25 protein-coding genes are annotated in these 23,237 nt (G+C 73.3%); 11 read left to right on the top strand and 14 right to left on the bottom strand.

The annotated features are described in order from the left end of the window. Positions 1 to 5: 5 nt before the first annotated feature. Positions 6 to 839 carry a pentapeptide repeat-containing protein gene (locus tag ACTWJ8_RS29175; RefSeq protein WP_356378633.1) on the bottom strand — a complete coding sequence of 278 codons (834 nt, stop codon included), beginning with the start codon at positions 837 to 839 and terminating at the stop codon, positions 6 to 8. A gap of 109 nt (positions 840 to 948) precedes the next feature. On the opposite strand from ACTWJ8_RS29175, the gene ACTWJ8_RS29170 reads away from it, so the two are divergent. From ACTWJ8_RS29170 to ACTWJ8_RS29160, 3 genes are read left to right on the top strand one after another with little or no spacing between them, the layout of a single operon-like run. Then, positions 949 to 1,737 carry an alpha/beta fold hydrolase gene (locus ACTWJ8_RS29170; protein ID WP_356378630.1) on the top strand — a complete coding sequence of 263 codons (789 nt, stop codon included), beginning with the start codon at positions 949 to 951 and terminating at the stop codon, positions 1,735 to 1,737. Then, positions 1,734 to 3,005: a cytochrome P450 gene (locus ACTWJ8_RS29165; RefSeq protein WP_443260680.1), complete on the top strand. Its 1,272-nt coding sequence runs from the start codon at positions 1,734 to 1,736 to the stop codon at positions 3,003 to 3,005. The genes ACTWJ8_RS29170 and ACTWJ8_RS29165 overlap by 4 nt, the downstream gene beginning before the upstream one ends. Before the next feature lie 44 nt (positions 3,006 to 3,049). Next, positions 3,050 to 3,718, top strand: a complete 669-nt coding sequence (locus ACTWJ8_RS29160) for an ADP-ribosyltransferase (RefSeq protein ID WP_443260679.1) — start codon at positions 3,050 to 3,052, stop codon at positions 3,716 to 3,718. 18 nt (positions 3,719 to 3,736) lie between these two features. Here ACTWJ8_RS29160 and msrB read toward each other — a convergent pair whose 3' ends face one another. The 4 genes from msrB to ACTWJ8_RS29140 form a co-directional block, all read right to left on the bottom strand. After that, positions 3,737 to 4,144 (bottom strand): peptide-methionine (R)-S-oxide reductase MsrB, encoded by a 408-nt coding sequence (gene msrB / locus ACTWJ8_RS29155; RefSeq protein WP_356378621.1) that lies wholly within the window; start codon positions 4,142 to 4,144, stop codon positions 3,737 to 3,739. A gap of 5 nt (positions 4,145 to 4,149) precedes the next feature. Then, positions 4,150 to 5,544, bottom strand: a complete 1,395-nt coding sequence (gene murC, locus ACTWJ8_RS29150; protein ID WP_443260678.1) for a UDP-N-acetylmuramate--L-alanine ligase — start codon at positions 5,542 to 5,544, stop codon at positions 4,150 to 4,152. Between the two features lie 113 nt (positions 5,545 to 5,657). Next, positions 5,658 to 6,131, bottom strand: a complete 474-nt coding sequence (locus tag ACTWJ8_RS29145) for an indole-3-glycerol phosphate synthase (protein WP_356378615.1) — start codon at positions 6,129 to 6,131, stop codon at positions 5,658 to 5,660. A 183-nt stretch (positions 6,132 to 6,314) separates the two neighbouring features. Beyond that, positions 6,315 to 7,127, bottom strand: a complete 813-nt coding sequence (locus tag ACTWJ8_RS29140; RefSeq protein ID WP_443260677.1) for a pyrimidine reductase family protein — start codon at positions 7,125 to 7,127, stop codon at positions 6,315 to 6,317. An 82-nt stretch (positions 7,128 to 7,209) separates the two neighbouring features. Here ACTWJ8_RS29140 and zapE point away from each other — a divergent pair, with 82 nt between their 5' ends. The 3 genes from zapE (at position 7,210) to ACTWJ8_RS29125 (ending at position 10,805) form a co-directional block, all read left to right on the top strand. Beyond that, the gene (gene zapE / locus ACTWJ8_RS29135; protein WP_443265018.1) at positions 7,210 to 8,289 is read left to right on the top strand and encodes a cell division protein ZapE; all 1,080 of its coding nucleotides are present in this window, start codon (positions 7,210 to 7,212) and stop codon (positions 8,287 to 8,289) included. 136 nt (positions 8,290 to 8,425) lie between these two features. Beyond that, entirely contained in the window at positions 8,426 to 9,811 is a 1,386-nt protein-coding gene (locus ACTWJ8_RS29130; protein WP_443260676.1) for a PhoX family protein, read from the top strand. Positions 9,812 to 9,926: 115 nt separating this feature from the next. Beyond that, entirely contained in the window at positions 9,927 to 10,805 is an 879-nt protein-coding gene (locus ACTWJ8_RS29125; protein WP_356378606.1) for an ABC transporter substrate-binding protein, read from the top strand. A gap of 243 nt (positions 10,806 to 11,048) precedes the next feature. On the opposite strand, the gene ACTWJ8_RS29120 is transcribed toward ACTWJ8_RS29125, so the two are convergent. The 5 genes from ACTWJ8_RS29120 to fdh form a co-directional block, all read right to left on the bottom strand. Then, positions 11,049 to 11,291 (bottom strand): hypothetical protein, encoded by a 243-nt coding sequence (locus tag ACTWJ8_RS29120; RefSeq protein ID WP_356378603.1) that lies wholly within the window; start codon positions 11,289 to 11,291, stop codon positions 11,049 to 11,051. 5 nt (positions 11,292 to 11,296) lie between these two features. After that, the gene (locus tag ACTWJ8_RS29115; RefSeq protein WP_356378601.1) at positions 11,297 to 11,620 is read right to left on the bottom strand and encodes a plasmid stabilization protein; all 324 of its coding nucleotides are present in this window, start codon (positions 11,618 to 11,620) and stop codon (positions 11,297 to 11,299) included. Between the two features lie 63 nt (positions 11,621 to 11,683). After that, positions 11,684 to 12,616 (bottom strand): NrfD/PsrC family molybdoenzyme membrane anchor subunit, encoded by a 933-nt coding sequence (gene nrfD, locus ACTWJ8_RS29110; RefSeq protein ID WP_443260675.1) that lies wholly within the window; start codon positions 12,614 to 12,616, stop codon positions 11,684 to 11,686. Beyond that, entirely contained in the window at positions 12,613 to 13,437 is an 825-nt protein-coding gene (locus ACTWJ8_RS29105; RefSeq protein WP_443260674.1) for a 4Fe-4S dicluster domain-containing protein, read from the bottom strand. The genes nrfD and ACTWJ8_RS29105 overlap by 4 nt, the downstream gene beginning before the upstream one ends. A gap of 5 nt (positions 13,438 to 13,442) precedes the next feature. Next, positions 13,443 to 16,688, bottom strand: a complete 3,246-nt coding sequence (fdh, locus tag ACTWJ8_RS29100; protein WP_443260673.1) for a formate dehydrogenase — start codon at positions 16,686 to 16,688, stop codon at positions 13,443 to 13,445. A gap of 226 nt (positions 16,689 to 16,914) precedes the next feature. Between fdh and ACTWJ8_RS29095 the strand changes: the two genes are divergently transcribed. Further along, complete coding sequence (locus ACTWJ8_RS29095) at positions 16,915 to 17,187, top strand: WhiB family transcriptional regulator (RefSeq protein ID WP_443265016.1); 273 nt, start codon at positions 16,915 to 16,917, stop codon at positions 17,185 to 17,187. Between the two features lie 16 nt (positions 17,188 to 17,203). Here the strand turns inward: ACTWJ8_RS29095 and ACTWJ8_RS29090 are convergent, their stop codons facing one another. After that, positions 17,204 to 17,566 (bottom strand): DUF6479 family protein, encoded by a 363-nt coding sequence (locus ACTWJ8_RS29090; RefSeq protein WP_356378590.1) that lies wholly within the window; start codon positions 17,564 to 17,566, stop codon positions 17,204 to 17,206. Positions 17,567 to 17,657: 91 nt separating this feature from the next. Between ACTWJ8_RS29090 and ACTWJ8_RS29085 the strand changes: the two genes are divergently transcribed. After that, positions 17,658 to 18,500, top strand: coding sequence for a polysaccharide deacetylase family protein (locus ACTWJ8_RS29085; protein WP_443260672.1), 843 nt, complete (start codon positions 17,658 to 17,660; stop codon positions 18,498 to 18,500). A 15-nt stretch (positions 18,501 to 18,515) separates the two neighbouring features. Then, complete coding sequence (locus tag ACTWJ8_RS29080; RefSeq protein WP_356378584.1) at positions 18,516 to 18,710, top strand: hypothetical protein; 195 nt, start codon at positions 18,516 to 18,518, stop codon at positions 18,708 to 18,710. Between the two features lie 4 nt (positions 18,711 to 18,714). Here the strand turns inward: ACTWJ8_RS29080 and ACTWJ8_RS29075 are convergent, their stop codons facing one another. Together ACTWJ8_RS29075 and ACTWJ8_RS29070 are read right to left on the bottom strand one after the other, a co-directional pair. Further along, positions 18,715 to 19,383 (bottom strand): ABC transporter, encoded by a 669-nt coding sequence (locus tag ACTWJ8_RS29075; protein WP_443260671.1) that lies wholly within the window; start codon positions 19,381 to 19,383, stop codon positions 18,715 to 18,717. A gap of 41 nt (positions 19,384 to 19,424) precedes the next feature. Continuing rightward, the gene (locus ACTWJ8_RS29070) at positions 19,425 to 20,255 is read right to left on the bottom strand and encodes an ABC transporter ATP-binding protein (protein ID WP_443260670.1); all 831 of its coding nucleotides are present in this window, start codon (positions 20,253 to 20,255) and stop codon (positions 19,425 to 19,427) included. A gap of 59 nt (positions 20,256 to 20,314) precedes the next feature. Between ACTWJ8_RS29070 and ACTWJ8_RS29065 the strand changes: the two genes are divergently transcribed. Continuing rightward, positions 20,315 to 21,049 (top strand): peptidyl-tRNA hydrolase, encoded by a 735-nt coding sequence (locus ACTWJ8_RS29065; RefSeq protein ID WP_356378576.1) that lies wholly within the window; start codon positions 20,315 to 20,317, stop codon positions 21,047 to 21,049. A 58-nt stretch (positions 21,050 to 21,107) separates the two neighbouring features. Here ACTWJ8_RS29065 and ACTWJ8_RS29060 read toward each other — a convergent pair whose 3' ends face one another. After that, positions 21,108 to 21,689 carry a hypothetical protein gene (locus ACTWJ8_RS29060; RefSeq protein ID WP_443260669.1) on the bottom strand — a complete coding sequence of 194 codons (582 nt, stop codon included), beginning with the start codon at positions 21,687 to 21,689 and terminating at the stop codon, positions 21,108 to 21,110. Between the two features lie 129 nt (positions 21,690 to 21,818). Between ACTWJ8_RS29060 and ACTWJ8_RS29055 the strand changes: the two genes are divergently transcribed. Next, entirely contained in the window at positions 21,819 to 23,120 is a 1,302-nt protein-coding gene (locus ACTWJ8_RS29055; protein ID WP_443260668.1) for a DUF692 domain-containing protein, read from the top strand. Positions 23,121 to 23,237 lie beyond the last annotated feature (117 nt).

Genomic DNA, 23,237 nt, shown 5'->3' with positions numbered 1-23,237 from the left:
TCCGGTCAGGCCCAGTGCGCGGGGCGCCGCAGGCCCGCCGGGATGCGGGTGGCGGCGTCGCCGCGCGCCGCGTTCACCTGCGCCTGGGTGAGGAACAGCGCCCCGGTGAGGTCGGCGCCCGCGATCCGGGCGTCGCGCAGGTCCGCGCCGATCAGGTCGGCCGAGCGGAGGTCGGCGCCGGTCAGGTCGGCGGCCACCAGGAGGGCGCCGCGGAAATTGGCGCCCCTCAGGTCGGCCTTCTGGAAACGGGCCCCTACGAGGTCGGCCCCCCGGTGGTTCTTCTTGCGGCCCAGGGCGCCCGGCACACCGGCGCGCGCCAGTTCGCTCGCCTTCAGGAGCAGGGCGTTCACCTCGCCGCGGACGGCCGGCACGTCGGCGGCCACGAGTGCGTCGGCACGCGCGCGGGTGAGGCGTTCGATGTCGGCGCGGGCACGCCGGGCCTCGCGGTGCACGGGGCGTGCCGCGTCCAGTTCCAGTACGTCGTCCAGGTACCAGAGCAGTTCGTGGAGTTGCCGCATCACGGGGAACGCCTCGTACATGGCCCTGGCGGACTCGGGGCGCTCCCGCCAGCTGACACCCTCGAAGGTGACCTGGGAGACCTTCTGTCCGGCGCCGAAGCAGTCGAAGACGGTGCAGCCGGGGTAGCCCTCGTCGCGCAGCCGGGCGTGGATGCCGCAGCGGAAGTCGTCCTGGAGGTTGCGGCAGGGGCTGCCCGCCTTCTTGTCGTGCGCGAAGTCGTGCGACTTGGCGAACGGCAGGGCGACGCAGCACAGGCCGAAGCAGTCGGCGCAGTCGGCGCGCAGCTCGGGGCGGTCGGTGGGGGCATCCGGGGCGGTCACCCGCCCATTGTCCCCGACGCGGAGCGCGCGCCCTCTTGTGGCCGGGCGGGCCGCCGCGCCACCTTGGAGGCGTCCCGCACCGCTTCCGTTCCACACCCGGGGAGTCGACGTGGCCTCGTCCTTCGTCCTGCCGTACGAACTGCACGGTGACGGCCCGCACAAGGTGATCGCGGTGCACGGCTGGTTCGCCGACCGCGCCGCCTACGCGCCGATCGTGCCCGACCTCGACCGGACGTCCTTCCAGTACGCGTTCGTGGATCTGCGCGGCTACGGGGAGGCGAAACAGACGCCGGGCGCGTGCACGACGGCCGAGGCGGCGGCGGACGTGCTCGACCTCGCGGACCGGCTCGGCTGGGAGCGGTTCTCGTTGATCGGGCACTCCATGGGCGGCAGCGTCGCGCAGCGCGTGGTGGCGAACGCGGCGCGGCGCGTGCGGCGCATCGTGGGGGTGTCGCCGGTCCCGGCGTCGGGGCTTCCGATGCCGCCGGAGCAGTGGGAGCTGTTCGCGACGGCCGACGCGTCGCCCGCGAACCGGCGCGCGATCATCGACATCACCACGGGCGGCGTGCGGCCGGGGGCGTGGCTCGACCGCATGGTGGAGCACTCGCTCGCGTGCAGCGACGCCAAGGCGTTCCGTGCCTGGCTCGACTCGTGGACCGGCGACGACTTCCACGCGGACCTGCAGCCCTGCACGGTGCCCGCGCTGGCGATCACCGGGCAGCTGGACCCGGCCCTGAACGCGGCACTGATGCGGTCGACGTGGCTGACGTGGTTCACGCGCGGAGAGCTGGTCGACCTGCCGGTGTGCGGTCACTACGCGATGAACGAGGCGCCGCTCGCGCTGATCCGCGTCATGGAGGACTTCCTGCGGGCGGACGGCGCGGGGACAGCCGCGTGACGCCCCGCGCACCGGAGGCGGACCGCGAGGTGCCCGACGTCTTCGACCCGCGCCTCTACGCCGAGGGGGTCCCGCACGACCGCTACCAGGTGCTGCGCGAGCGCCACCCGGTGTCCTGGCAGGCGGAGCCGGCGGTCCTCGGCTGGCCGGAGGGCCCCGGCTTCTGGGCGGTCGCCCGGCACGCGGACGTGGTGCGGGTCCTCAAGGACACGTCGACGTACTCCTCGTACCTGGGCGCGACGCAGATCCGCGATCCCGATCCGGCGGACCTGCCGTTCATCCGCGGCATGATGCTGAACCAGGATCCGCCGGCGCACGGGAGGCTGCGCCGCCTGGTGAGCCGGGCGTTCACGCCGCGCCGCGTGGAGGCGTTCGAGGCGTCCGTGCGGCAGCGGGCGAGAACCCTGCTGCGCGAGGCCCTGCGCGGGGCCACGGACCCGGTGGACCTCGTCGCGGAGGTCACCGACGACTACGCGCTCCTGAACCTCGCCGACCTCCTCGGCGTCCCCGAGTCCGACCGGGCGCTGCTGCTGCACTGGACGCGCCGCGTGATCGGCTACCAGGACCCGGACGAGGCGCCCGCCGCGCCCGGCTCGGGGCCGCCCGTGAACCCGCGCTCGCCCTCGGCGCTCGCCGACATGTTCGCGTACGCCGACGCGTTGACGGCCCACAAGCGGGCGCACCCCGCCGACGACATCATGACGACGCTCGCCGAGGACCCCGACCTCACGCCGTCCGAGCGCCAGATGTTCTTCTTCCTGCTGACGATCGCGGGCAACGACACGGTCCGCAGCGCGGCCCCGGGTGGCCTCGCGCTGCTCGCCGAGAACCCGTCGGCGTACGCGCGACTGCGCTCAGGGAAAGTCGACATGGCGACCGCCCTGGACGAACTGCTGCGCCGCCACCCGCCCGTCCTGACCTTCCGCCGCACGGCGACGCGGGACACGACGCTGGCGGGCGCCCCGATCCGGCGCGGCGACAAGGTCGTCGTCCTGCACGCGTCCGCCAACCACGACGAGGGCGTGTTCCCCGACCCCTTCGCCCTCGACCTGTCCCGCTCCCCCAACCCGCACGTCTCGTTCGGCGACGGTCCGCACGTCTGCCTGGGCGCCCACTTCGCGCGCCTCCAACTGCGGGCCCTGTACGAGGAGGTGGGCCCGGCGCTTCCGGCCCTGACGCTCGCGGCGCCGCCGAAACGTCTCGTCTCGAACTTCATCAACGGCGTGAAGGAGCTGCGGATCCAGCCGCACACGCCCACGATCCGGTGAGTTGCGGGGATCTCGGCCGCGGGCCCCCGAAGGTTCTGCTCGTGATGATCAACAAGCTTCCCCGTTCCGTCCGCCGCCTCGCCACGCTGCCCGCGGCCGCCGTCTCCGTCCTGGCCCTCGCCTCCGCGCCCTCGGCGACGGCGAGCGCCCCCGACGCCGCCGACCCGGCGAAGGCGGTCCCGGCCGCCGCGAAGGCCGCGCCCTCCTGCCCGGTCGTCCCCGACCGGCTGTACGCGGCGATCGACCGGGTCCCGCTCGAGCGGATCTCGCCGGAGCCCGCGTACCGCGGCGACTGTCAGACGCTGTACCGGGCGGACGGCCGCGCCCCGGCGGTGATCTTCAAGGAGGGCTTCGCGCCGAAGGACCCGGTGAACGGCCAGTACGACCTGGAGAAGTACGTCCTCAAGAACCAGCCGTCGCCGTTCGTCTCCACCACCCGGGACCACGACCTCTTCAAGAAGTGGACCAAGTGGATGAAGGGCGGCGCGTACAACTACTACATCGACGCCCCGAACGGCATCGACGTCAACAAGACGATCGGCGACACGCACAAGTACGCCGACCAGGTGGAGGTCGCCTTCCCCGGCGGCGTCGCCTCGCGGTTCATCATCGGGGCGTGCCCGATCAACAAGGAGACCAACACCGAGATCATGTCGGACTGCGTCGACAACCCGGCGTTCCGCCCGGCGACGGCGACCGCGGCGGCGCAGTAGCCGCCGGGTCGCCCATGCTCACTCTCCCTCGGGGCTCAACCTGAGGGAGATCGAGTTGATGCAGTACCGCTGGTCCGTCGGGGTCGGGTAGCCCTCGCCCTCGAAGACGTGGCCGAGGTGGGAGCCGCAGCGGGCGCAGCGGACCTCGGTGCGGACCATCCCGTGGGAGCGGTCCTCGATCAGCTCGACGGCGTCCGACTCCTTCGGGTCGTAGAAGGACGGCCAGCCGCAGTGCGACTCGAACTTCTCGTTCGAGGTGAAGAGCTCGGCGCCGCAGGCGCGGCACGAATAGACGCCCTTCGTCTTCGTGTCGGTGTACTCACCGACGAAAGCGGGCTCGGTCCCGGCCTGGCGCAGCACCGCGTACTCCGCCGGGGTCAGCTCCGTGCGCCACTGCTCGTCCGGCTTCTCGACGTCGTACGACATGTCTCTCAACCCCTCAGCTGGTCCAGGATGCGCGGGCCGAGCTCCGTGACGTCGCCCGCGCCCATGGTGAGAACGAGATCACCGGGCTTCGCCATTCCCGCGACGGCCGCGACCGCGGCGTCCTTGTCGGCGGCGGCCTGCACGTCGGCGCCGGCCTCGCGCGCGGCGTCGATGATCAGGGCGCTGGTGATGCCGGGGATCGGGTCCTCGCGGGCCGGGTAGATGTCGAGGACGACGGAGGCGTCCGCGAGGGCGAGCGCCTGGCCCATCTCCTTGCCCAGCTCCTGGGTGCGGGAGAAGAGGTGGGGCTGGAAGAGGACCAGCAGCCGCGAGTCGCCGGCCGCCGAGCGCATGGCCTCCAGGTCGGCCGTCATCTCGGTCGGGTGGTGGGCGTACGAGTCGATGACCTGCACGCCGTTCTCCTCACCCTTGAGCTGGAGGCGGCGCTTGACGCCCGTGTACGTCTTGAGGGCGGAGGCCAGGTTCCTGGCCGGGATGCCCATGGCGACGCCCGCGGCGAGCGCGGCGACGGCGTTCTGCGCGTAGTGGCGGCCGGGGACCGAGACCGTGAAGGTGAGCAGCTTGCCGTCGAGGAGGACGGTGACCTCACTGGTGAGGCCGCGCGGCGTGATCTTGTGGATGCGGATGTCGGCGGACTCGGACTCGCCGTACGTGACGACCTTGAGGGACGTCGTGTCGCGGATCCTGCGGGTCAGCTCGGCCGCGCCCGCCTGGTCGGCGGCGATGACGAGGGTGCCGCCGGGGACGATCTTCGTGGTGAACGTCTCGAAGGACTCGTAGATCTCGTCCATCGACGCGTAGTTCGCGTGGTGGTCGAGCTCGACGTTGAGGATGATCGCGACTTCCGGCTTGTACTTGTGGAAGCTGCGGTCCGACTCGTCGGCCTCGGCAACGAAGATCTCGCCCTCGCCGTGGTCGGCGTTGGACCCGGGGACGTCCAGGTCGCCGCCGATCGCGTAGGACGGGTTCAGGCCGAGGGACTTCAGGGAGACCGCGAGCATCGACGTCGTGGTGGTCTTGCCGTGCGTGCCGGCGACGGCGATCGGGCGCAGGCCGTCCATGAGGGAGGCCAGGGCGTCCGAGCGGTGCACGACCGGAATGCCGAGCTCCCGGGCGCGGGCCAGCTCCGGGTTGTCCTCGCGGATGGCGGAGGAGACGACGACGCAGGAGGCGTCGGCGGCCAGGTGCGCCGCGTCGTGGCCGATGTGCACCGTCGCGCCGCGCTCGCGCAGCGCCTGGGCCGTGGCGGACTCCCGGGCGTCGCTGCCCGCCACCTCGGCGCCGCGCTGGGCGAGGATCTTGGCGATGCCCGACATGCCGGCGCCGCCGATGCCGATGAAGTGCGGTCGATTCATGGCGGTGGGCAGGCCGGGTGCCATACGTGTCTCTCCCCTGGGGTCCTTGGACGTGCGCGGCCGCGGCCGGAGCGGCCGCGGGTCGGGCCCAGCCTATTGCCTCGGCCGGGCCCGACCCGCATCACCGCCCGCGGGCGTCACGCCTTGCTGTGCGAGAACAGCTTCAGGACCGGTACGCCGACCTGGTGGCGGGCGCGCGAGGCCCAGTCGCGGTGGAAGAACTCCTCGACGTAGTGCGGGTCGGTCAGGACGATGACCTCGTCCGCCTTCACCTCGTCGACGAGCGCCTTGAGGGCGTCGAGCGGGTGGTCCTCGATGAGCCGGCCCACGGCCTCGCTGCCGGCCTGGTGCAGCGCGGTGAGGGAGACCGCGAGGGCCTTCTCGGCGGGGCCCTTGGCCTCGTCGCCCTCGGGCACCTCGCCCTCCTGGGCCGCCTCGTCGAACTCCCCCATCGCCACGTCGTCGATGGCCCGCAGCAGGCGGTCGGCCTGGTCGCCGCGGGGCTGGAGCAGCACGTGGAAGGAGACCTCCTCCTCGCCGTGCAACGTGGTGACGAACTCCACGTCGGCGGAGGTCAGAGCCTTCTCGATCATCAATACGCTCGTGAACACGACGGGCGCCCTTCTTCTCCTACCGGGGGCCGCCCTGCGACGGCGCCTCCGGGTGGACCAGCGGACCTGCGGAAACCATCCTGCCCCGCGTTCGCACGGGGACTGCGAGATGTAGTGTGCCCAGCCAACGCTAAACGGAACGACTCATTCCGCCGAATGTCGCCGCGCGGACGGCGACAGCGGCTACTGTCCGCCGCGCGGCCTGGAATAACGGCTGAAGAGGAATCCCTCCTCCTCCAGTAGGGACGTCAGTTCGAAGCGTTCCGGAACCGCGAGCGCCGATCCGCCCGCGATCCGCTGGGCGTCCCCCGCCGTCAGCATCGGGGACACCGTCAGACACAGCTCGTCGAGTACCCGCCCCGCCACGAACTGACCGAGCAGCCGCGGACCGCCCTCGGTCAGCAGCCGCTTGAGGCCCCGCTCGGCGAGCACCGCCACCGCACGCTCCGGCTCGACCGCCGCGCCCTCGCCGGTGATCAGCACCTCCACGCCCGCCTTGCGCGCCGCCTCGATCCGGTCGGCGGGGGCGCCCGCGCCGGTCAGCAGCAGCGTCGGCACCAGCGGGTCGGAGAAGAGCGGAAGGGCGAAGTCGAGGTCGAGGCTCGCGCTGATCACCGCGATCTGCGGGGCGGGCCCCTGCCCCGCCGCCTCCCGGCGCGCCGCGAACGCCTCGCGGGCGCGGGCGGGCCGGTAGCCCTCCTGGCGGACCGTCTGCGCGCCGACCACGACCACGTCGGCGAGCGCGCGCAGCGTGCCGAAGATCCGCATGTCGGTCTCGCAGGAGATGGGCTGGGAGCGGCCGTCGTGCTGGGCGGCCCCGTCGAGCGTGGAGACCATGTTGGCCCGCAGCCACGGCGCGTGCACGGCCTCCGGCGGGTAGGCGTAGGCGTCGGCGAGCTCGTCGAGGGTCCACTCGCGGCCCTCCGGGCCCGCCTGCCTCCCCTCGTACCCCTTGTCATCTGCTGTTTCGTACGTCACAGGGAACAGGCGTCGCATGACGTGCAGTGTGGCACGGCGACTAAGCTGGGTGGTTGTGTCGTCATCCCTCGAAGCCGCCGACTCCCGGGAGTCCACCCACATGGGCATGAGCCCGATACCCGACGCGGCGCCGCTGTCCCTGTGCGCCCGCGAGCCGCACGTCCCCGCGGAGCGCCTGGTCGCCGAAATGGTGCCGCCTCCCCGGTTCAGCTCCGCCCGCTTCGACACGTACATCCCGGACCCGAAGCAGCCGAGCCAGACCGAGGCCGTACAGATCCTGAGCGGCTTCGCGGCAGGGCTCGGCGGCGCGCACGCGTCCGGGGCCGGCAGGAAGCGCGGCCTGTTCGGCTTCGGGAAGAAGCCCGCCGCCCCGACCGGTCCGCGCGGCGTCTACCTCGACGGCGGCTACGGCGTCGGCAAGACCCACCTCCTGGCCTCCCTCTGGCACGCGACCCCCGCCGAGCCCGCGTACAAGGCGTTCGGCACGTTCGTCGAGCTGACGAACCTGGTGGGCGCGCTCGGCTTCCAGCAGACCGTCAAGACGCTCAGCGGGCACCGGCTGCTCTGCATCGACGAGTTCGAGCTGGACGACCCGGGCGACACGGTGCTCGTGTCGTCGCTGCTCGGGAAGCTCGTCGAGGCGGGCGTCGCGCTCGCCGCGACCTCGAACACGCTGCCGGGCAAGCTCGGCGAAGGCCGGTTCGCCGCCGCCGACTTCCTCCGCGAGATCCAGGGCCTGTCCGCGCACTTCAGGCCGCTGCGCATCGACGGCGAGGACTACCGGCACCGCGGCCTGCCCGAGGCCCCCGCGCCGTTCACCGACGAACAGGTCACCAAGGCGGCGTACGCCACCGAGGGCGCCTCGCTCGACGACTTCCCGCACCTGCTCGAGCACCTCGCGCGCGTGCACCCCAGCCGCTACGGGGCGCTGACGGACGACCTGAAGGCCGTCTGCCTCACCGACGTGTCGGCGGTGCCCGACCAGTCGACCGCGCTGCGCCTCGTCGTCCTCGCCGACCGGCTCTACGACCGGGAGATCCCGGTGCTGACGTCCGGCCAGCCGTTCGACCGGCTGTTCAGCGACGAGATGCTGAACGGCGGCTACAAGAAGAAGTACTTCCGGGCGATCTCCCGGCTGACCGCGCTCGCGCGCGACGCCAAGGAGCTCGTACACGAGTAAGCACGGGCGCGCCCCGGGTGGGGCGTTACGTGGGTGGTGCACGAAACGCGGACGCTACGCGCGTGGTTCCCGCGGCGAAGGGCACGTGATAAACACAGCCGGGTCACAGTTCCTGTCCGCCAGCAGGAGGTCACCCATGTCGCACACCGCTGACGCACGGCAGTCCGCAACTCGACGTCAAGTCCTCGCCCGCTCCGGCGCCCTGGGAGTGGGAATCGCCTTCGCGGGAAGCATCTCCGAACTGTTCGCGGGCTCCGCCGCCGCCCAGGGCCGCGCGGGATACGGCCCGCTGGTGCCCGACCCGGCCGGGCTGCTCGACCTTCCCAAGGGGTTCCGCTACAAGGTCCTCTCGCGGGAAGGGGACCAACTCCGCTCCGGCGAGGGCAAGGTGCCCTCGAACCACGACGGGATGGCCGCCTTCTCAGGAAGACACGGCCGCGTGCACCTCGTGCGCAACCACGAGAACCGGGTCACCGGGAAGATCGGCGTGCCGACGGTCGAGGGCCTCACCTACGACCCGATGGGCAAGGGCGGCTGCACCGCGCTCACCGTGGACCGGGACAACAACGTGCTGTCCGAGCGGGTCGGCATCGCCGGCACCGCCGTCAACTGCGCGGGCGGGCCCACCCCGTGGGGCACCTGGCTGACCTGCGAGGAGACCGAGGACAAGGCCGGTACGAACGGCTACACCAAGGACCACGGCTTCATTTTCGAGGTCGACCCGGTCGACCCGCACCGCTCCGGCGCCGTCCCGCTCACCGCGATGGGCCGCTTCCAGCACGAGGCGATCGCCGTCGACCCCCGCAACGGGACGGTGTACGAGACGGAGGACGCCTTCGAGAAGCCGTTCGGCCTCTTCTACCGGTTCCTGCCCAAGAACACGAAGGGCGGCCTCGGTTCGCTGCGCGCGGGCGGCAGGCTCCAGGCGATGCGGGTGCCGGGCGTGCCTGACCTGTCGGCGATCCAGGAGACCGGCGCCACGTTCGGCGGCGTCGAGTGGGTGGACGTGCCGGACCCGCTGGCCGCGCAGACCCCCATCAGGAACCAGGACTTCGGCCCGAAGGGCATCACCCACGCCCAGAAGCTGGAGGGCTGCTACTGGGGCGGCTCCAGCGTCTACTTCGTGTCGTCGTACGCCCGCAGCCGCGAGGGCTCGGCCGCCGACCACTACGGGCAGATCTGGCGCTACGACCCCTCGTCGCGCCGACTGACGCTGGTCATCGTGTTCGGGCCCGACACGGACGTGCAGCTCCCGGGCGAGGAGCCCGACAACATCTGTCTGGCGCCCAGCGGCGGCCTCATGGTGTGCGAGGACGGCGAGGGCGCGCAGCACGTGTTCGGCGTGACGCGCAAGGGCGAGGTCTACGCGATGGCGCGCGGCCGGCAGAACATCGGCACGGCGGACAAGCCGGAGTGGGGCGAGTTCGCGGGCGTCACGTTCTCGCCGGACGGCGACACGATGTTCGTGAACTGCTACACGCCGGGCACGACGTTCGCGGTGACCGGGCCCTGGCACAAGTAGCGCGGAAGGCGCCGAGGGGCGGTCGGGTCGCGGCCGTGATCCGACCGGTGACCTGACTGCCCCTCAGGTCGGAGCGCAGGACATGCCGCCACGGCCCGGTGGGCAGGGTGGCCTCATGACGCAACCTTCCGCGCACTCATGGCAGTTCACGGACGACCGGGGGCATCGGGCGACGGCGGCCGAGCGGCCCTCGCGGGTCGTCGCGTACATACAGGCCGCGGCGAGCCTGTGGGACCTGGGCATACGCCCCGTGGGAATCTTCGGCTCGTTCCACGACGGCGCCGAGCCCGACCGCGCCAAGTCCGGCGCCCTTCCGCTCGACGAGGTCGACTACCTCGGCGCGGGCGCCGCGCTCGGCGTCGACGACGTGCTCGCCGCCCGCCCCGACCTGGTGGTGGCGCTCACCTACGGCGGCGGGCAGGTGTACGGGGTCGAGCCCGACACGGCGAAACACTTGGAGGAGCACGTCCCGGTCGTCGTCATCGACGTCGGGCAGGGCCGCACCCTGGGCGGCGTACGGGAACGGTTCGCGGAGCTCGGGCAGTCGCTCGGCGCGGCGGAACCGGACGGGGCGGCCGAGGAGCTGGCCCGTGCGGAGCGGGAGCTGGGCGTCGCGGCCAGGGGCGCGCGCGGCGTCCGGGTGCTGGCCCTCTCCCCCGCAGCCGAGGGCCAGGTGCACCTCGCGCGGCCCACGAAGTGGCCCGACCTGAGCGCGCTCGGCGGGCTCGGCGTGACCATGGCGGCGCCGCCCGAGGGCCCGGGCGCCAACTGGCACACGGGGACCTGGGCGGACGCGGCCGAGCTGGCCCCCGACGTCCTCCTCGTGGACGCCCGCGTCAACGCGGCGGCACCCTCCGACTACGCGGCCGACCCGCACTGGTCGGCCGTCTCCGAGCACGCGACGGTGCTCCCGTGGAACCCGGAGACCCCGGCGAGCGCCCACGCCCACGCGGCCCTGTTCGACCGGGTGGCGGGGGCGCTGCGGGGCCGGTAGCCGCCGTGCGGCGTAGGGCCTGTCGTTTGGATCAGGCCGGATCAGGGAGCGGGGTGATGGGGTCTCCCCTGCTCGAGCGAAGCCGAGAGCTTGGGGAAGCGTGCGATCGCAAGGCGGAGGAGGGAGGCGACGCGGAGCGTCGTCGACCGACGACAACGCCGAAGGGGGTCCCCCCTGCTCCTTAAGAGCTTGGGGGAGTGCGTGCCAGACCCCGCGAGCCCGGCCTGATCCAAACGACAGGCCCTAGTCGGCGGGCTCGTCGGGGACGGGCTGGTCGGGGTGGACGCCGGGGGCGTGCGGGGCGCCGGTGCGGCCGGTGCCGGCCACGTCCGAGTCGGGGACGGTGGCGTCGGCGCCGGTCTCCGGGTCGGTGTCGGTCTCCTCGGGGGCCGACTCCTCGGCCTCGCGGTCCTCGGTGTCCGGGTCCGCCTGCTGGTCCGGCGGGTCGCGCGGGATCGCGTCGGGTTCGCGGTTCGTCGATTCCATCCGTCTCAGCGTCCCAGTGCCTTGGCCAGCTCGGACTTGTTCATCTGCGAGCGGCCCTTGATGCCCCGGTCCTTGGCCTCCTCGTAGAGCTGGTCCTTGGTCGGTCCGCCGGCGCCCTGGTGGGAGCGCAGGCCGCCGCGGCGGCCGGACGAGATGTCCTTCGTGGACGTGCGGCTCGCCTGCTTGGCCTCGCCGGTCCGCGCACGCTCCTTGTTCACGGTGCGGGCGGCGATCTCCTTGGCCCGCGACGGGCTCTCGCCGCGTTCGCGCGCGCTCTCCCGGATCTTCTCGTACTGGCGTTCGCGCTTGGCGTTGGATCCGCTGGGCATCGTGTCCATCCCTTCTCGCGGAGACTCGCGGGCGTTCACGCACGGGTACCCACTGCGCGGCGATCATGCCCGCGCGGCGAGCCGCTCCCGCTGCGGGACCACGGTGTACCGGGGGTCCTCCGCGGACGCGATGCCCGCGGCGAAGATCCCGAAGCGGGTGCAGGCCGAGCCCGCGAGCAGGGCGAGGCCCGCCGCGGCAGCGGCCGTACGGCTGCGGCGGCCCGCGACGGCGGCGAGCGCCGCTCCCCCGGCCGTCAGCGCCTCCGCCGCGCGCAGCAGCCGCCCGGCCTTCCCCTGCTCGTACGTCTCCGCCGTGTCGCCGAGCCGCGCCCGCGCCGCCCGCAGGGCCACGGCCTCGCCCGCGGCGGCGAGCCCGGCGGCGCAGCGGGCCGGGGCGTTCTCCCGGGCGGGCGCGAGGACGAGGGCCATGCCGGACGCGGCGGCGGTCGCGGAGGCCGTGAAGACGTACGGCAGCTCGCGGTGCGCGCCGTGCCAGGCGGGCACCGCGGTGTCGGCGGCGAGGACGGCGGTGTACGCGGCGACGAGCGGCCCGAGCAGCGCGGCCCCGCCGGTTCCCGCCGCCGCGATCCGGGGCAGCCGCCCGGTGACCGCCCCGAACGCGGCGGCCCCCGCGCACGGCCCGTACGCGGCGAGCAACCAGGAGCCGACGCTCATCGGCGAGGTCGGCTTGGCGACGCGCAGCATGTTGGCGAACCGGGCCGGCCTGCCGAGGTCGTGCACGAGCGCTGCCGTGGCGAGCCCGACGGACCCGAGCGAGCTGCACTTGAGGGCGGTCGCCGTGTGCGGGCAGCCGGTGAGCTGGGCGCCCGCCGCGTACACGGAGCCCGCGCCCGCGAGTCCGCCGAGGAAGAAGTATCCGGCGATGTCCCGGGCGGACCAGGCGGGCGCCTTGATGATCGGCCGGCCGTAGTAGGACCGGAACTCCGCCTTCGGCACCTGGAGTTGCTCGCCGCGCTGCCGCTTGCCCCGGCTCATGAGCCCGCCTTCCTTCCGGCCACGAAGGAGAGCGCCGCCCCGGTCAGCAGGCCGAGCGCCGCGCCGCCCGCGTGCTTCCACATCGTCGGCAGGTCCCGCGTGGTGACCACCGGGTCGGGCGGCAGCCCGTACACCTCCGGCTCGTCGAGGAGCAGGAAGAAGGCGCCGTCGCCGCCGACGCCGTCCTCGGGGTCGGCGCCGCAGAGGTGGGCGGCGGGTTCGCCCGCCTTGTGGAGTTCGTCGACGCGCAGCGCGGCGCGCTCGCGGAGTTCGTCGAGCGGCCCGAACTGGATCGAGTCGGTGGGGCAGGCCTTCGCGCAGGCCGGTTCCTGGCCCGCGCCGAGCCGGTCGTAGCACATGGTGCACTTGAACGCCCGCCCGTCGTCCGGGCGTTGCTCGATGACGCCGTACGGGCAGGCGGGCACGCAGTAGCCGCAGCCGTTGCAGATGTCCTCCTGGACGACGACGGTGCCGAACTCGGTGCGGAACAGCGAGCCGGTCGGGCAGACGTCGAGGCAGGCGGCGTGCGTGCAGTGCTTGCAGACGTCGGACGACATCAGCCAGCGGCTGCCGCCGTGCGACTCGTCCGCGCCGGGCGTCTCCTGCGGCCGCATCGCCACCTTGTCCTGCTCGATGAACGCCACGTGCCGCCAGGTGTCGGCGCCGAGCCCCTCGCTGTTGTCGTACGACATCGCGGTCAGGGAGAGGCCGTCCTCCGGGATCGCGTTCCACTCCTTGCAGGCGACCTCGCAGGCCTTGCAGCCGATGCAGACGGAGGTGTCGGTGAAGAAGCCGACGCGTTCGGTGTCCTGCTCCGTCATGGCCCTCACGCTCCTTCCGGAAGGCCCGCGCGGCGCCGGTAGTCGGCCACGAGGCGCGGCAGTTCGGGTCCTTGGGGCCTGCGGCCCGCGCGGATGTCGGCGGTCAGCGCCTTGTCCTCCTGGATGTGGGCGTTGGGGTCGAGGGTGATGCCGACGAGTTCGTTGGCGGAGTCGCCCGTGACCAGGCCGTTGCGGCCCCAGTGGAAGGGCAGGCCGATCTGGTGCACGGTGCGGCCCTGCACGGTCAGCGGGGTGATGCGGCGGGTCACGAGGACGCGGGCCTCGACGGCGCCGCGCGCGGTGACGAGGGTGGCCCAGCCGCCGTTCTCCAGGCCCCGCTCGGCCGCCAGCTCCGGCGACACCTCGCAGAACAACTCCGGTTGCAGCTCGGCGAGATGCGGCGTCCAGCGGCTCATGCCGCCCGCCGTGAAGTGCTCGGTGAGGCGGTGCGTGGTGACGACGTACGGATAGACGGGCGAGCCCGGCGGATGGGTCCTGTTGCCGGGCCGGTCCATCAACTGCCGTACCGGGGACCGCGAGTGGGCCGGGTACAGGTCGTTCTCGAAGGGCGAGTCCTCGGGTTCGTAGTGGGTGGGAAGCGGCCCGTCGAGCAGGCCCGCGGGCGCGTACAGCCAGCCCTTGCCGTCGGCCTGCATGATGAAGGGGTCGTCGCCGCGCAGCGCGTCGACGCCCTTCGCCTCCGGGTCCGGTACGTGGTCGGGGGCGCGGTCGGGCACGAAGTCCGGGTTGTCGCGGCCGGTCCAGCGGCCGGACTCGGCGTCCCACCAGACGTACGCCTTGCGCTCGCTCCACGGGGTGCCGTCGGGGGCGGCGGAGGCGCGGTTGTAGAGGATGCGGCGGTTGGCGGGCCAGGCCCAGGCCCATTCGGACGCCACCCAGTCCTGTTCGGCGCCGGGCTTCTTGCGGGCGGCCTGGTTGACGCCGTCGGCGAAGACGCCGCAGTAGATCCAGCAGCCGCAGCGGGTCGAGCCGTCGTCCTTCAGCTCGGTGTAGGCGGACAGCGGCCGGTGGTCGGGGCCGCGGCCGTTGATCTCGGCCAGCACGGACGCGGCGACGGGTTCGGCGTGCTCGCCGCTCACCGGATAGTCCCAGGTGAGGTCCTGTACGGGCCGGTCCATCGGGTCGGTGGAACCGGCCAGCCGCTCCTTGACGCGGCGGCCCAGGTGGTACATGAACCAGAGGTCGCTGCGGGCGTCGCCGCGCGGTTCGACCGCCGCCTCGTGCCACTGCACCCACCGGTTCGTATTGGTGAACGAGCCGGACTTCTCGGTGTGCGAGGCGGCGGGGAAGAAGAACACCTCGGTGCCGATGTCCTCGGTGCGCAGCTCGCCGGATTCGATGTCGGGGCCGTCCTGCCACCATGTCGCCGACTCGATGAGCGAGAAGTCGCGGACCACCAGCCATTCGAGGTTCGCCATTCCCAGGCGCTGGAGGCGGGCGTTGGCGGAGCCGACGGCCGGGTTCTCGCCGAGCAGGAAGTACCCCTTGCAGACGCCGTCGAGCTGCGCGGCCACCGTCTCGTACGTGGAGTGGGAGCCGGTCAGGCGCGGCAGGTGGTCGAAGCAGAAGTCGTTGTCGGCGGTGGCGGCGTCGCCGTAGTACGACTTCAGCAGGCTCACGAAGTAGGCCCGCATGTTCGCCCAGAAGCCCTTGTCGGTGCGGGACGCGGCGATGAAGTCGTCGAGGGTCTCGTGGGCGTGCGCGTGCGGCATCGGCAGGTAGCCGGGCAGCAGGTTGAACAGGGTCGGGATGTCGCTCGAGCCCTGGATGGAGGCGTGGCCGCGCAGCGCCTGGATGCCGCCGCCGGGCCGGCCGATGTTGCCGAGCAGCAGCTGGAGGACGCTCGCCGCGCGGATGTACTGGGAGCCGACGGTGTGCTGCGTCCAGCCGACCGCGTACGCGAACGAACTGGTGCGGTCGCGGCCCGAGTTGGCGGTCAGCGCCTCGCACACCCGCAGGAAGGTCTCCTTCGGCACGCCGCAGATCCGCTGCACGGCCTCCGGGGTGTAGCGGGCGTAGTGCCGCTTGAGGATCTGGTAGACGCAGCGCGGGTCGGTGAGCGTCTCGTCGCGCGGGGCCCTGGCCTCGGCGCGGGCGCCGCCCGAACCGTGGGTCTCGGCCTGGCCCGCGGCCCGCACCCGGTCCTCGTACTGCTCGTCGACCTCGCCCGCCGGCGCCTGCACCTGGGTGTTCTCGTACTGCCAGCTGTGCGGGTCGTAGTGGCGGCGGTCCGGGTCGAAGCCGGAGAAGAGGCCGTCCAGGTCCTCGGTGTCGCGGAAGTCCTCGCAGACGATCGTGGCGGCGTTCGTGTACGCGAGGACGTACTCCCGGAAGTCCTTCTCCTCGGTCAGGACGTGGTTGATGATCCCGCCGATGAACGCGATGTCGGTGCCCGCGCGGATCGGCACGTACAGGTCGGCGAGCGCGCTGGTGCGGGTGAAGCGCGGGTCGACGTGGATGACGGTCGCGCCGCGCGCCTTCGCCTCCATCACCCACTGGAAGCCGACGGGGTGCGCCTCCGCGTAGTTCGAGCCCTGGATGACGATGCAGTCGGAGTGCTGCTGGTCCTGCATGAACGTCGTGGCGCCGCCGCGCCCGAACGAGGTGCCGAGCCCGGCGACCGTCGACGAGTGGCAGACCCGCGCCTGGTTCTCGACCTGCACCACCCCGAGCCCCGTGAGGAGCTTCTTGATGAGGTAGTTCTCCTCGTTGTCGAGGGTGGCGCCGCCGAGCGAGGCGATGCCGAGGGTGCGGGCCGTGCGGACGCCGTCCTCGGTCTCCCACTCCCAGGTGCGGCGCCGCGTCTCGACGACCCGGTCGGCGACCATGTCCATCGCCGTCTCCAGGTCGAGCGGCTCCCAGTCCTTCGCGTACGGGCGTCGGTACAGGACCTGGTGGCGGCGGGAGTCGCCGGTGGTGAGCTGGAGGGTGGCCGCGCCCTTGGGGCAGAGCCTGCCGCGGCTGACCGGGGAGTCGGGGTCGCCCTCGATCTGGACGACCCGGTCGTCTCCGTGCTCGTCGGGGGCGACGTAGACCTGCTGGCCGCCGCCCACGGCGCAGTAGGGGCAGACCGACTTCGCGACGCGGTGCGCGGTGTCGGTGCGGGGGCGCAGGGAGCGGGTCCGCTCGGAGGCGGCGGACGCCGCGCGGCCCGTGCGGTCGCCTGAGCCGGTGAGCTGGCGCAGGACCGGCCAGCGGAGCGGGTTCGGCTTCCCGTGCGATGTGCTCATGTGCCCCGGCCTCGCTCCCGTGCTCTGTACGTACCGCCGGTCCTCGGAGCTTCGGGCGAAGCCGGGGCCGGGGGCTGTGTGGTGCCCCCGGCCCCGATTCCCTTCGCTCCCCTGGCCACTCGGCCGCGACCCGGGTCCCCCGGGTCGCGGCCCTCAAACTCGGCGTTTTCGGCGGGTCCTCATGGGCACCCGCGCGGCTATGCCGGTGCCCATGAGGGAGAAGGAAATGGAGTGGCTGGACAGGGCCGCGTGCGTCGACGAGGACCCTGAACTGTTCTTTCCCGTCGGCACGACGGGCCCCTCCGTGCAGGACGAGCAGGCCGCCAAAGAGGTGTGCCATCGCTGCCCCGTGATCACGGAGTGCCTCGACTGGGCCGTCGCCACGGGCCAGACGACGGGTGTGTGGGGAGGCACGTCCGAGACCGAACGCGCCTCCCTCCTGCGGGCCCGCCGCCGCCAGGAGCGGCGACGGGCCCGGGTGGAGGCGGAGGCGGGCTGATCCGGCGGGCGGCGCGTCAGGTGCGCCCCGGGCCGCCGCTGCCGAAGGCGCCGCTGTGGCCGCGGCTCCAGCGGCGCGGACGCTGGTCCTTGCTGCGCTTGCTGCTCGCGTTGCCGAAGCCGTGCAGCTCGTGCGGGGTCAGACGGGAGTTGCCGTCGTCCGTGCGCGGGATCTCGTCGGGCTCGCGCATCTCGCGGATCTCCTGGACGGGACCCTCGCGCGGGAGCTTCGGCTGGTCCGCGGGGTCGGGCGGGCCCGGCTCCCGGCGGCGGATCCGTATGCCGAGCCAGACCGCCCAGACCAGAGCCAGGGCGATCACCAGGCCGGCCACGAACGGCAGGATCGAGGTCGAGAGGTCGAAGGCGATTGGAGTGCTCATGCGTACCGGGTAACCCCCCGTCCCGGAATCACTCACCTCCCATTCGTCCGATTTGCGCAAATTAATATGAATCCGGCGTTATGGTCGGCGCGTGATCAGCTATGTACGCCGCGTCACGGCGGCCTGCGCCCTCGGGGCGCTCTCGCTCGGCCTCGCGGGGTGCGGCGAGCCCGCCGCGCGCCCCGAGGCCGCGCCGAAGAAGTCGGCCGCGCCGCGCCCGAGCCCGACGCCCACCCCCACGCTCGCGCCCGGCCCCGGCGGCACCACGCCCGTCTTCGCGCGCGGCGCAACGAAGAGGAAGGAACGGGTCGTCGCCCTCACCTTCGACGCCGACATGACCGCCGACCAGGGCGCGCGGGCCGCCGCAGGTGAGCACTTCGACAACCCCGCCCTGATCGGCACGCTGCGCCGCCTGAAGGTCCCGGCCACCGTCTTCATGACGGGCCGCTGGGCGGAGGAGTATCCGGCGCAGGCCCGGGCCATCGGCCGGGACCGGCTGTTCGAGGTGGCCAACCACTCGTACAGCCACTACGCCTTCACCGACGACTGCTACGGGCTGCCGCGGGTGCCGGCGCCGGACATGCGCGCCGACGTCGACCGCGCCTTCGCGGCCTTCCGGAAGGCGGGCGTCGAGCACGTCGTCCCGTACTTCCGGTTCCCCGGCGGCTGCCACGACCGGGCGGCGCTGCGGGCCCTGACGCCGACGGGGGTGACGGCGGTGCAGTGGGACGTGGTGAGCGGCGACGCGTTCGCCACGGACGCGGACGCGGTGGTGCGGCAGGTGCTCGACGGGGTACGTCCCGGTTCGGTCGTCGTCATGCACTGCACGCGCAGCGCGGCGCCGACGACGGAGCGGGTGGTGCGGAAGGTGGTGCCGGCGCTGCGGGAGCGGGGCTACCGGTTCGTCCGGGTCTCGGACCTGATCGGGGCGTGAACGTACGCTGGCGGTATGGCCGACTACTGTGCCGGAGCCGCTTCGGATCCCCAGGCTCCCCCGTCTCCCGTCCCTCCCGCGTCGGACGAGCCGCGCGCCGAGTGCGTGCTGTGCCGTGAACCCACGGAGTACCCGGCGTCGACGAAGGGCGCCACGCTCTGCCCGGTGTGCGAGTGGCAGGAGGCGCAGCGGGGGGCGTGCTCCGGGTAGCCCGTCAGCGGCGGGACGCGAGGGCGCAGGAGGCGGCGGCGCAGAGCCCCGCCACGACCACGGCCCCGCCGAACGGGAGGAAGAGAACCGGCACCGCCCCGTCCTGTGAACCGGTCACCAGCCCCGACACCACCGCCTTCGCCGGGGACCCGGGCGCGACCAGCGCCGCGAGCGTGCACAGCACAAGGCCCGCCACGCCCAGCCCCGTGCCGCGGACCACGGGCCACGTCGTGACGGCTCCGACGGCGGCGCCGACGAGCGCGCACACCAGCGCGGCGAGCAGCCCGGCGCCCGCGGCCGACCACTTGGCGACCCGTACCTGGTGGTCCGTGCTGACCCCGTCGCTGATCAGTACGACGACGGCGGTCGCCACGACGCCGACGACCGCCGTGGCGAGGAATCCGGCGGTCAGGCTCGCGAGGTGGGCGCGTCCCGGCGTCGTCGCGGCGGCGGTGCAACCACGGGCGGCGGGCGGCTCGTTGGTGACACAGATCCGCACCAGCCAGGCCCCCACGGGGAGCAGCGCCGCGGCGCCATAGGCAACCGAGTCGAGCACCGGCTGCCCCGCCTGCACGCCGACGGCGGCGAAGGCGGCGTAGAGCAGAACGGGTGCGAGCCAGCGCTGCGAGCGCAGCAGCAGATCCGCCTGGTAGGCGAGCAGGGCGGCACTCATCCGCACCTCCGTGAGTCCAGGCGACCATGCGGTACGGGAGGTCATCCCTGGCCCTCCCCTGGTTCCGGCGGCCGGACCGCCACGACGTGCCAGCCGGCTTCGGCGACGAGCAGTGCCCGCAGCGCCGCGTCGGAGTGCTCGGCGGTCGTGGTGATGCGGACGGTGCGGGGGTCGAGGCGGGCGAGGGTGTGGGGGACCGACAGCTCGGGCGCGCGGTCGGTGTCGCCGGTGACGTCGATGACGACGGCGCTGCTGTCGGCGCCGGTGGCGGGTACGACGGTGGCCCCCGCGACCTCGTACGTGACGGCCGCGGCGAGGCGGCGGGGGTCGTGGTCGACGAAGACGGCGGCGGCGCCGGTGCCGGCGCGTTCGGCGACGGCGGCGTCGAGGGTGTCGCGGGCGGCGGTGTCGAGCCCGGTCCAGGCCTCGTCGAGGACCAGCAGGTCCGGTTCGGCGAGCAGCGCCGCGGCCACCGCGACCTTCTGGCTGCTGCCCTTGGACAGTTCGGCGAGCGACGTGCCCAGGTACTGGGCGGCGCCGAACCGCTCGAGCCACTCCCCCGCCCGGCGCGCGGCCGTCGCACGGCGCAGGCCGTGGATGCGGCCCATGTGCGTGAGGTAGGCGCGTGCGGTGAACGGCAGGGCGGGCGGGAAGCGTTCGGGGACGTACGCGGTGCGGGGGCGGCCGACGACCCGGCCCTCGGAGGGCGCGTCCATCCCGGCGACCAGGCGCAACAGGGTGGACTTCCCCGCGCCGTTGGGCCCCGCGACGCGGAGCACGGCGCCCTCGGGCACGTCCAGGTCGACGTCGCGCAGCACCCAGGGCCCGCCCAGTCCGTAACGGCGTCCCGCGCCGCGCAGCGTGAGGTGCATGCGGTCATGTTCCCGTACGGGCGCGGCCACCGGGTATCGGGGTGCGGCAGACTGGAGACGTGACCAGCGACGACGCCCGGGCCGACGCCCAGACCGAGAGCCCTTCCCGCGACGAGGCACCGCAGTTCGTGCTGCCCCTCGTCGTCCGCATCGAGCGGGGCGCGCCCCCGACCCGTACGGACGCGCTGGAGGCCGCCGCGCGGGCCGTCCTCGTGATCCTGTCGGACGAGCGGTCGCTCGGCGACGGCGTGTGGGCGCAGGCCATGCGGGACTGGCAGGACGCGCGGATCCGGAAGGTGGTGCGGCGGGCGAGGGGCGCTGAGTGGCGGCGCGCCGAGGCCCTCGACGGGATCACGGTCACGCACGGCTCGGCGGAGGTCCGGGTCTTCCCGCCGGTGCCGCTCGACGGCTGGCCCAAGGACCTGGCCCGCCTCCAGGTGTCCGGCACGGACCTCGACGACCCGGAGCCGCCGCCCGCGCCCGACGCCGCGACGCCCGTCCTGTGGCTCAACCCCGACCTCGACATGACGGCGGGCAAGACCATGGCGCAGGCCGGACACGGCGCCCAACTCGCCTGGTGGGAGCTGTCCGACGCGGAGCGCAAGGAGTGGCGCGAGGCGGGCTTCCCGCTCGCGGTCCGCACGGCTCCCCCGTCGCACTGGCCGGCCCTGACGACGAGCGGCCTGCCGGTGGTCCGCGACGCGGGCTTCACGGAGATCCCGCCGAGCGACACGGTCGTCCCGGAGCTCCCCTTCCACCCCACGAAAAACCCCGCCCGTCCGCACGGGGGATGACGGACGGCCGGGGCCACCCCCGAGGCTAGCAGCCCCACCCCGTTTCCGCCCCGTCCCCCTACCGACGCGTAGGCCCCCGTTTCTCCGCGGGGTCCGCCGCCGTCCACCCCGTCGCCTCCAGTACCTCGCGGGCGATGTCGGGGACGGTGCGGGCGTCCGTCGGGACGCGGAGGGTGTCCGGTGGGGACTCGTCGTCCAGGAGGCGGGACTTGCGGTGGCTGCCGCGGAGTTCGGTGTCGAGTTCCGAGCCGAGCTCGCGGGCCGTCAACCGGGCCCGCGCGGTGTCGTCCGACGCCGTGAGCAGCACCCGCACGAGCCGTACGTCGTCGCCCATCGCGCGCCGGAACATGCCCTCGCTCCGGGTCAGCACGCTGACGGTGTTGGTGTAGACGAGGCGGTGGTGGCCGAGTGCGGCGAAGTTCGACCACAAGGACACGAGATTGCGTTCCGTGATGGCGCTGCGGCGCGGATCGTCCGCGGGTGCGGGGTGCACCTGCCCCAAGTAGTCGCCCTCCAGGACGCAGTGGTCGACCTCGGCGGCCCGCAGCAGGGCCGAGACCTCCCACGCCACCGACGTCTTCCCCACCCCGGCACGTCCCCCGATGAGCAGTGCCTCCGCGCGCGCGGCCCCATGATCCATGGGGCCAGCCTGTCATCGCGGTCCCCCCGGCCGAAAGCTCAAATGTTGCTCTGAAAGCGGCTCGTGGGGGGTTCGGATCGGGGGTCGGGGGTGAGGAGACGGGGAAGCGGTGTGGAGGAGGGGGAGAGCATGGAGCTGGGGACCGGGATCGGGTGGCGGCCGGAGATCGCGGAGGCCGTCGAGGGCATGTGGGGCATCGACTGGGTCGAGGCCGTCGCCGAGAATCTGTGTCCGGGCCATCTGCCCGACTCGCTGCTGCGGCTGCGCGAGCGCGGTGTCACCGTCGTGCCGCACGGTGTCTCGCTCGGCCTCGGCGGGGCGGAGCGGCCCGACGAGCGGCGGCTCGCCGACCTCGCCGCCCGCGCGGAGGCGCTGGGGTCGCCGCTGGTCACCGAGCACATCGCGTTCGTACGGGCCGGTGGTGAGCGCACCGCGTCGCGGCCCCTGGAGGCGGGGCACCTGCTGCCCGTGCCACGTACCCGCGACGCCCTCGACGTGCTGTGCGAGAACGTACGGATCGCCCAGGACGCCCTGCCCGTGCCGCTGGCCGTGGAGAACATCGCCGCGCTGTTCGGGTGGCCTGGCGAGGAGCTGACCGAGGGGCAGTTCCTGTACGAGCTGGTGGAGCGGACCGGCGTACGGCTCCTCATCGACGTCGCCAACCTGCACACCAACCACGTCAACCGCGGCGAGGACCCTGCGAAGGCGCTCGCCGAACTGCCGGTGGAGGCCATCGCGTACGTGCATGTGGCGGGCGGGTTCGAGCGGGACGGCGTCTGGCACGACAGCCACGCCCACCCGGTGCCCCCTGCCGTCCTCGACGTGCTCGCCGAACTGGCCTCCCGCGTCACGCCGCCCGGCGTACTGCTCGAACGGGACGACAACTTCCCGGACGACCTGGGCGAGTTGGCGCGCGAGGTCGACACCATCCGGGAGACCGTCGCCGCGGGCACCGGACCGCGCGCGCAGGCACCCGCACCCCGGACGGCCGCGCCCGCCGACCCCGTCGACGACGCCACCCGGCAACGGCTCGCGCTCGGCCAGGCCGCACTGCTCTCCGCGCTCGTCGCCGGCACACCCGCCCCCGAGGGCTTCGACCGCGCGCGGCTCGCCGTGCAGAGCCGGGCGCTCGCGGGCAAGCGGGCCGACGTCGTCGCGAAGGTGGCGCCCGAACTCCCCGCGATCCTGGGCGCGTCGACGTACCGCGAGCTGTTCCTCGGTTACGCGCGGCGGCGGCCCATGGCCGGCGGCTACCGGCAGGACGCCCTCGACTTCGCGGAGGAACTGCTGCTGGGGCAGCGGATCCGGGACGCCGGGGCCCGCCGGGCGGTGACGGACTGGTGGCTGGACCGGTCGGGACCGAAGCCGCTGTCCGGGCGGCCGGTGGCCCGGGCCCTGCGCTCCGCAGCGTTCGCCCTGCGCCGGGGCTGAGCTCCGGGGCTCCGCCCCGGGCCCCGCTGCTCAATCGCCGCAGGGGCTCGGTCGTCCGTTCCCCGGCCCACCGGCTACCGCACCTGGCGTACTCCTGAGCAAACCTCGGCACCCGCA

The organism is Streptomyces sp. SDT5-1 (assembly GCF_052245995.1).
GTDB lineage: Bacteria > Actinomycetota > Actinomycetes > Streptomycetales > Streptomycetaceae > Streptomyces.
The sequence above is the reverse complement of the archived record's forward strand: the minus strand, read 5'-3'. Positions and strand labels throughout refer to the sequence as shown.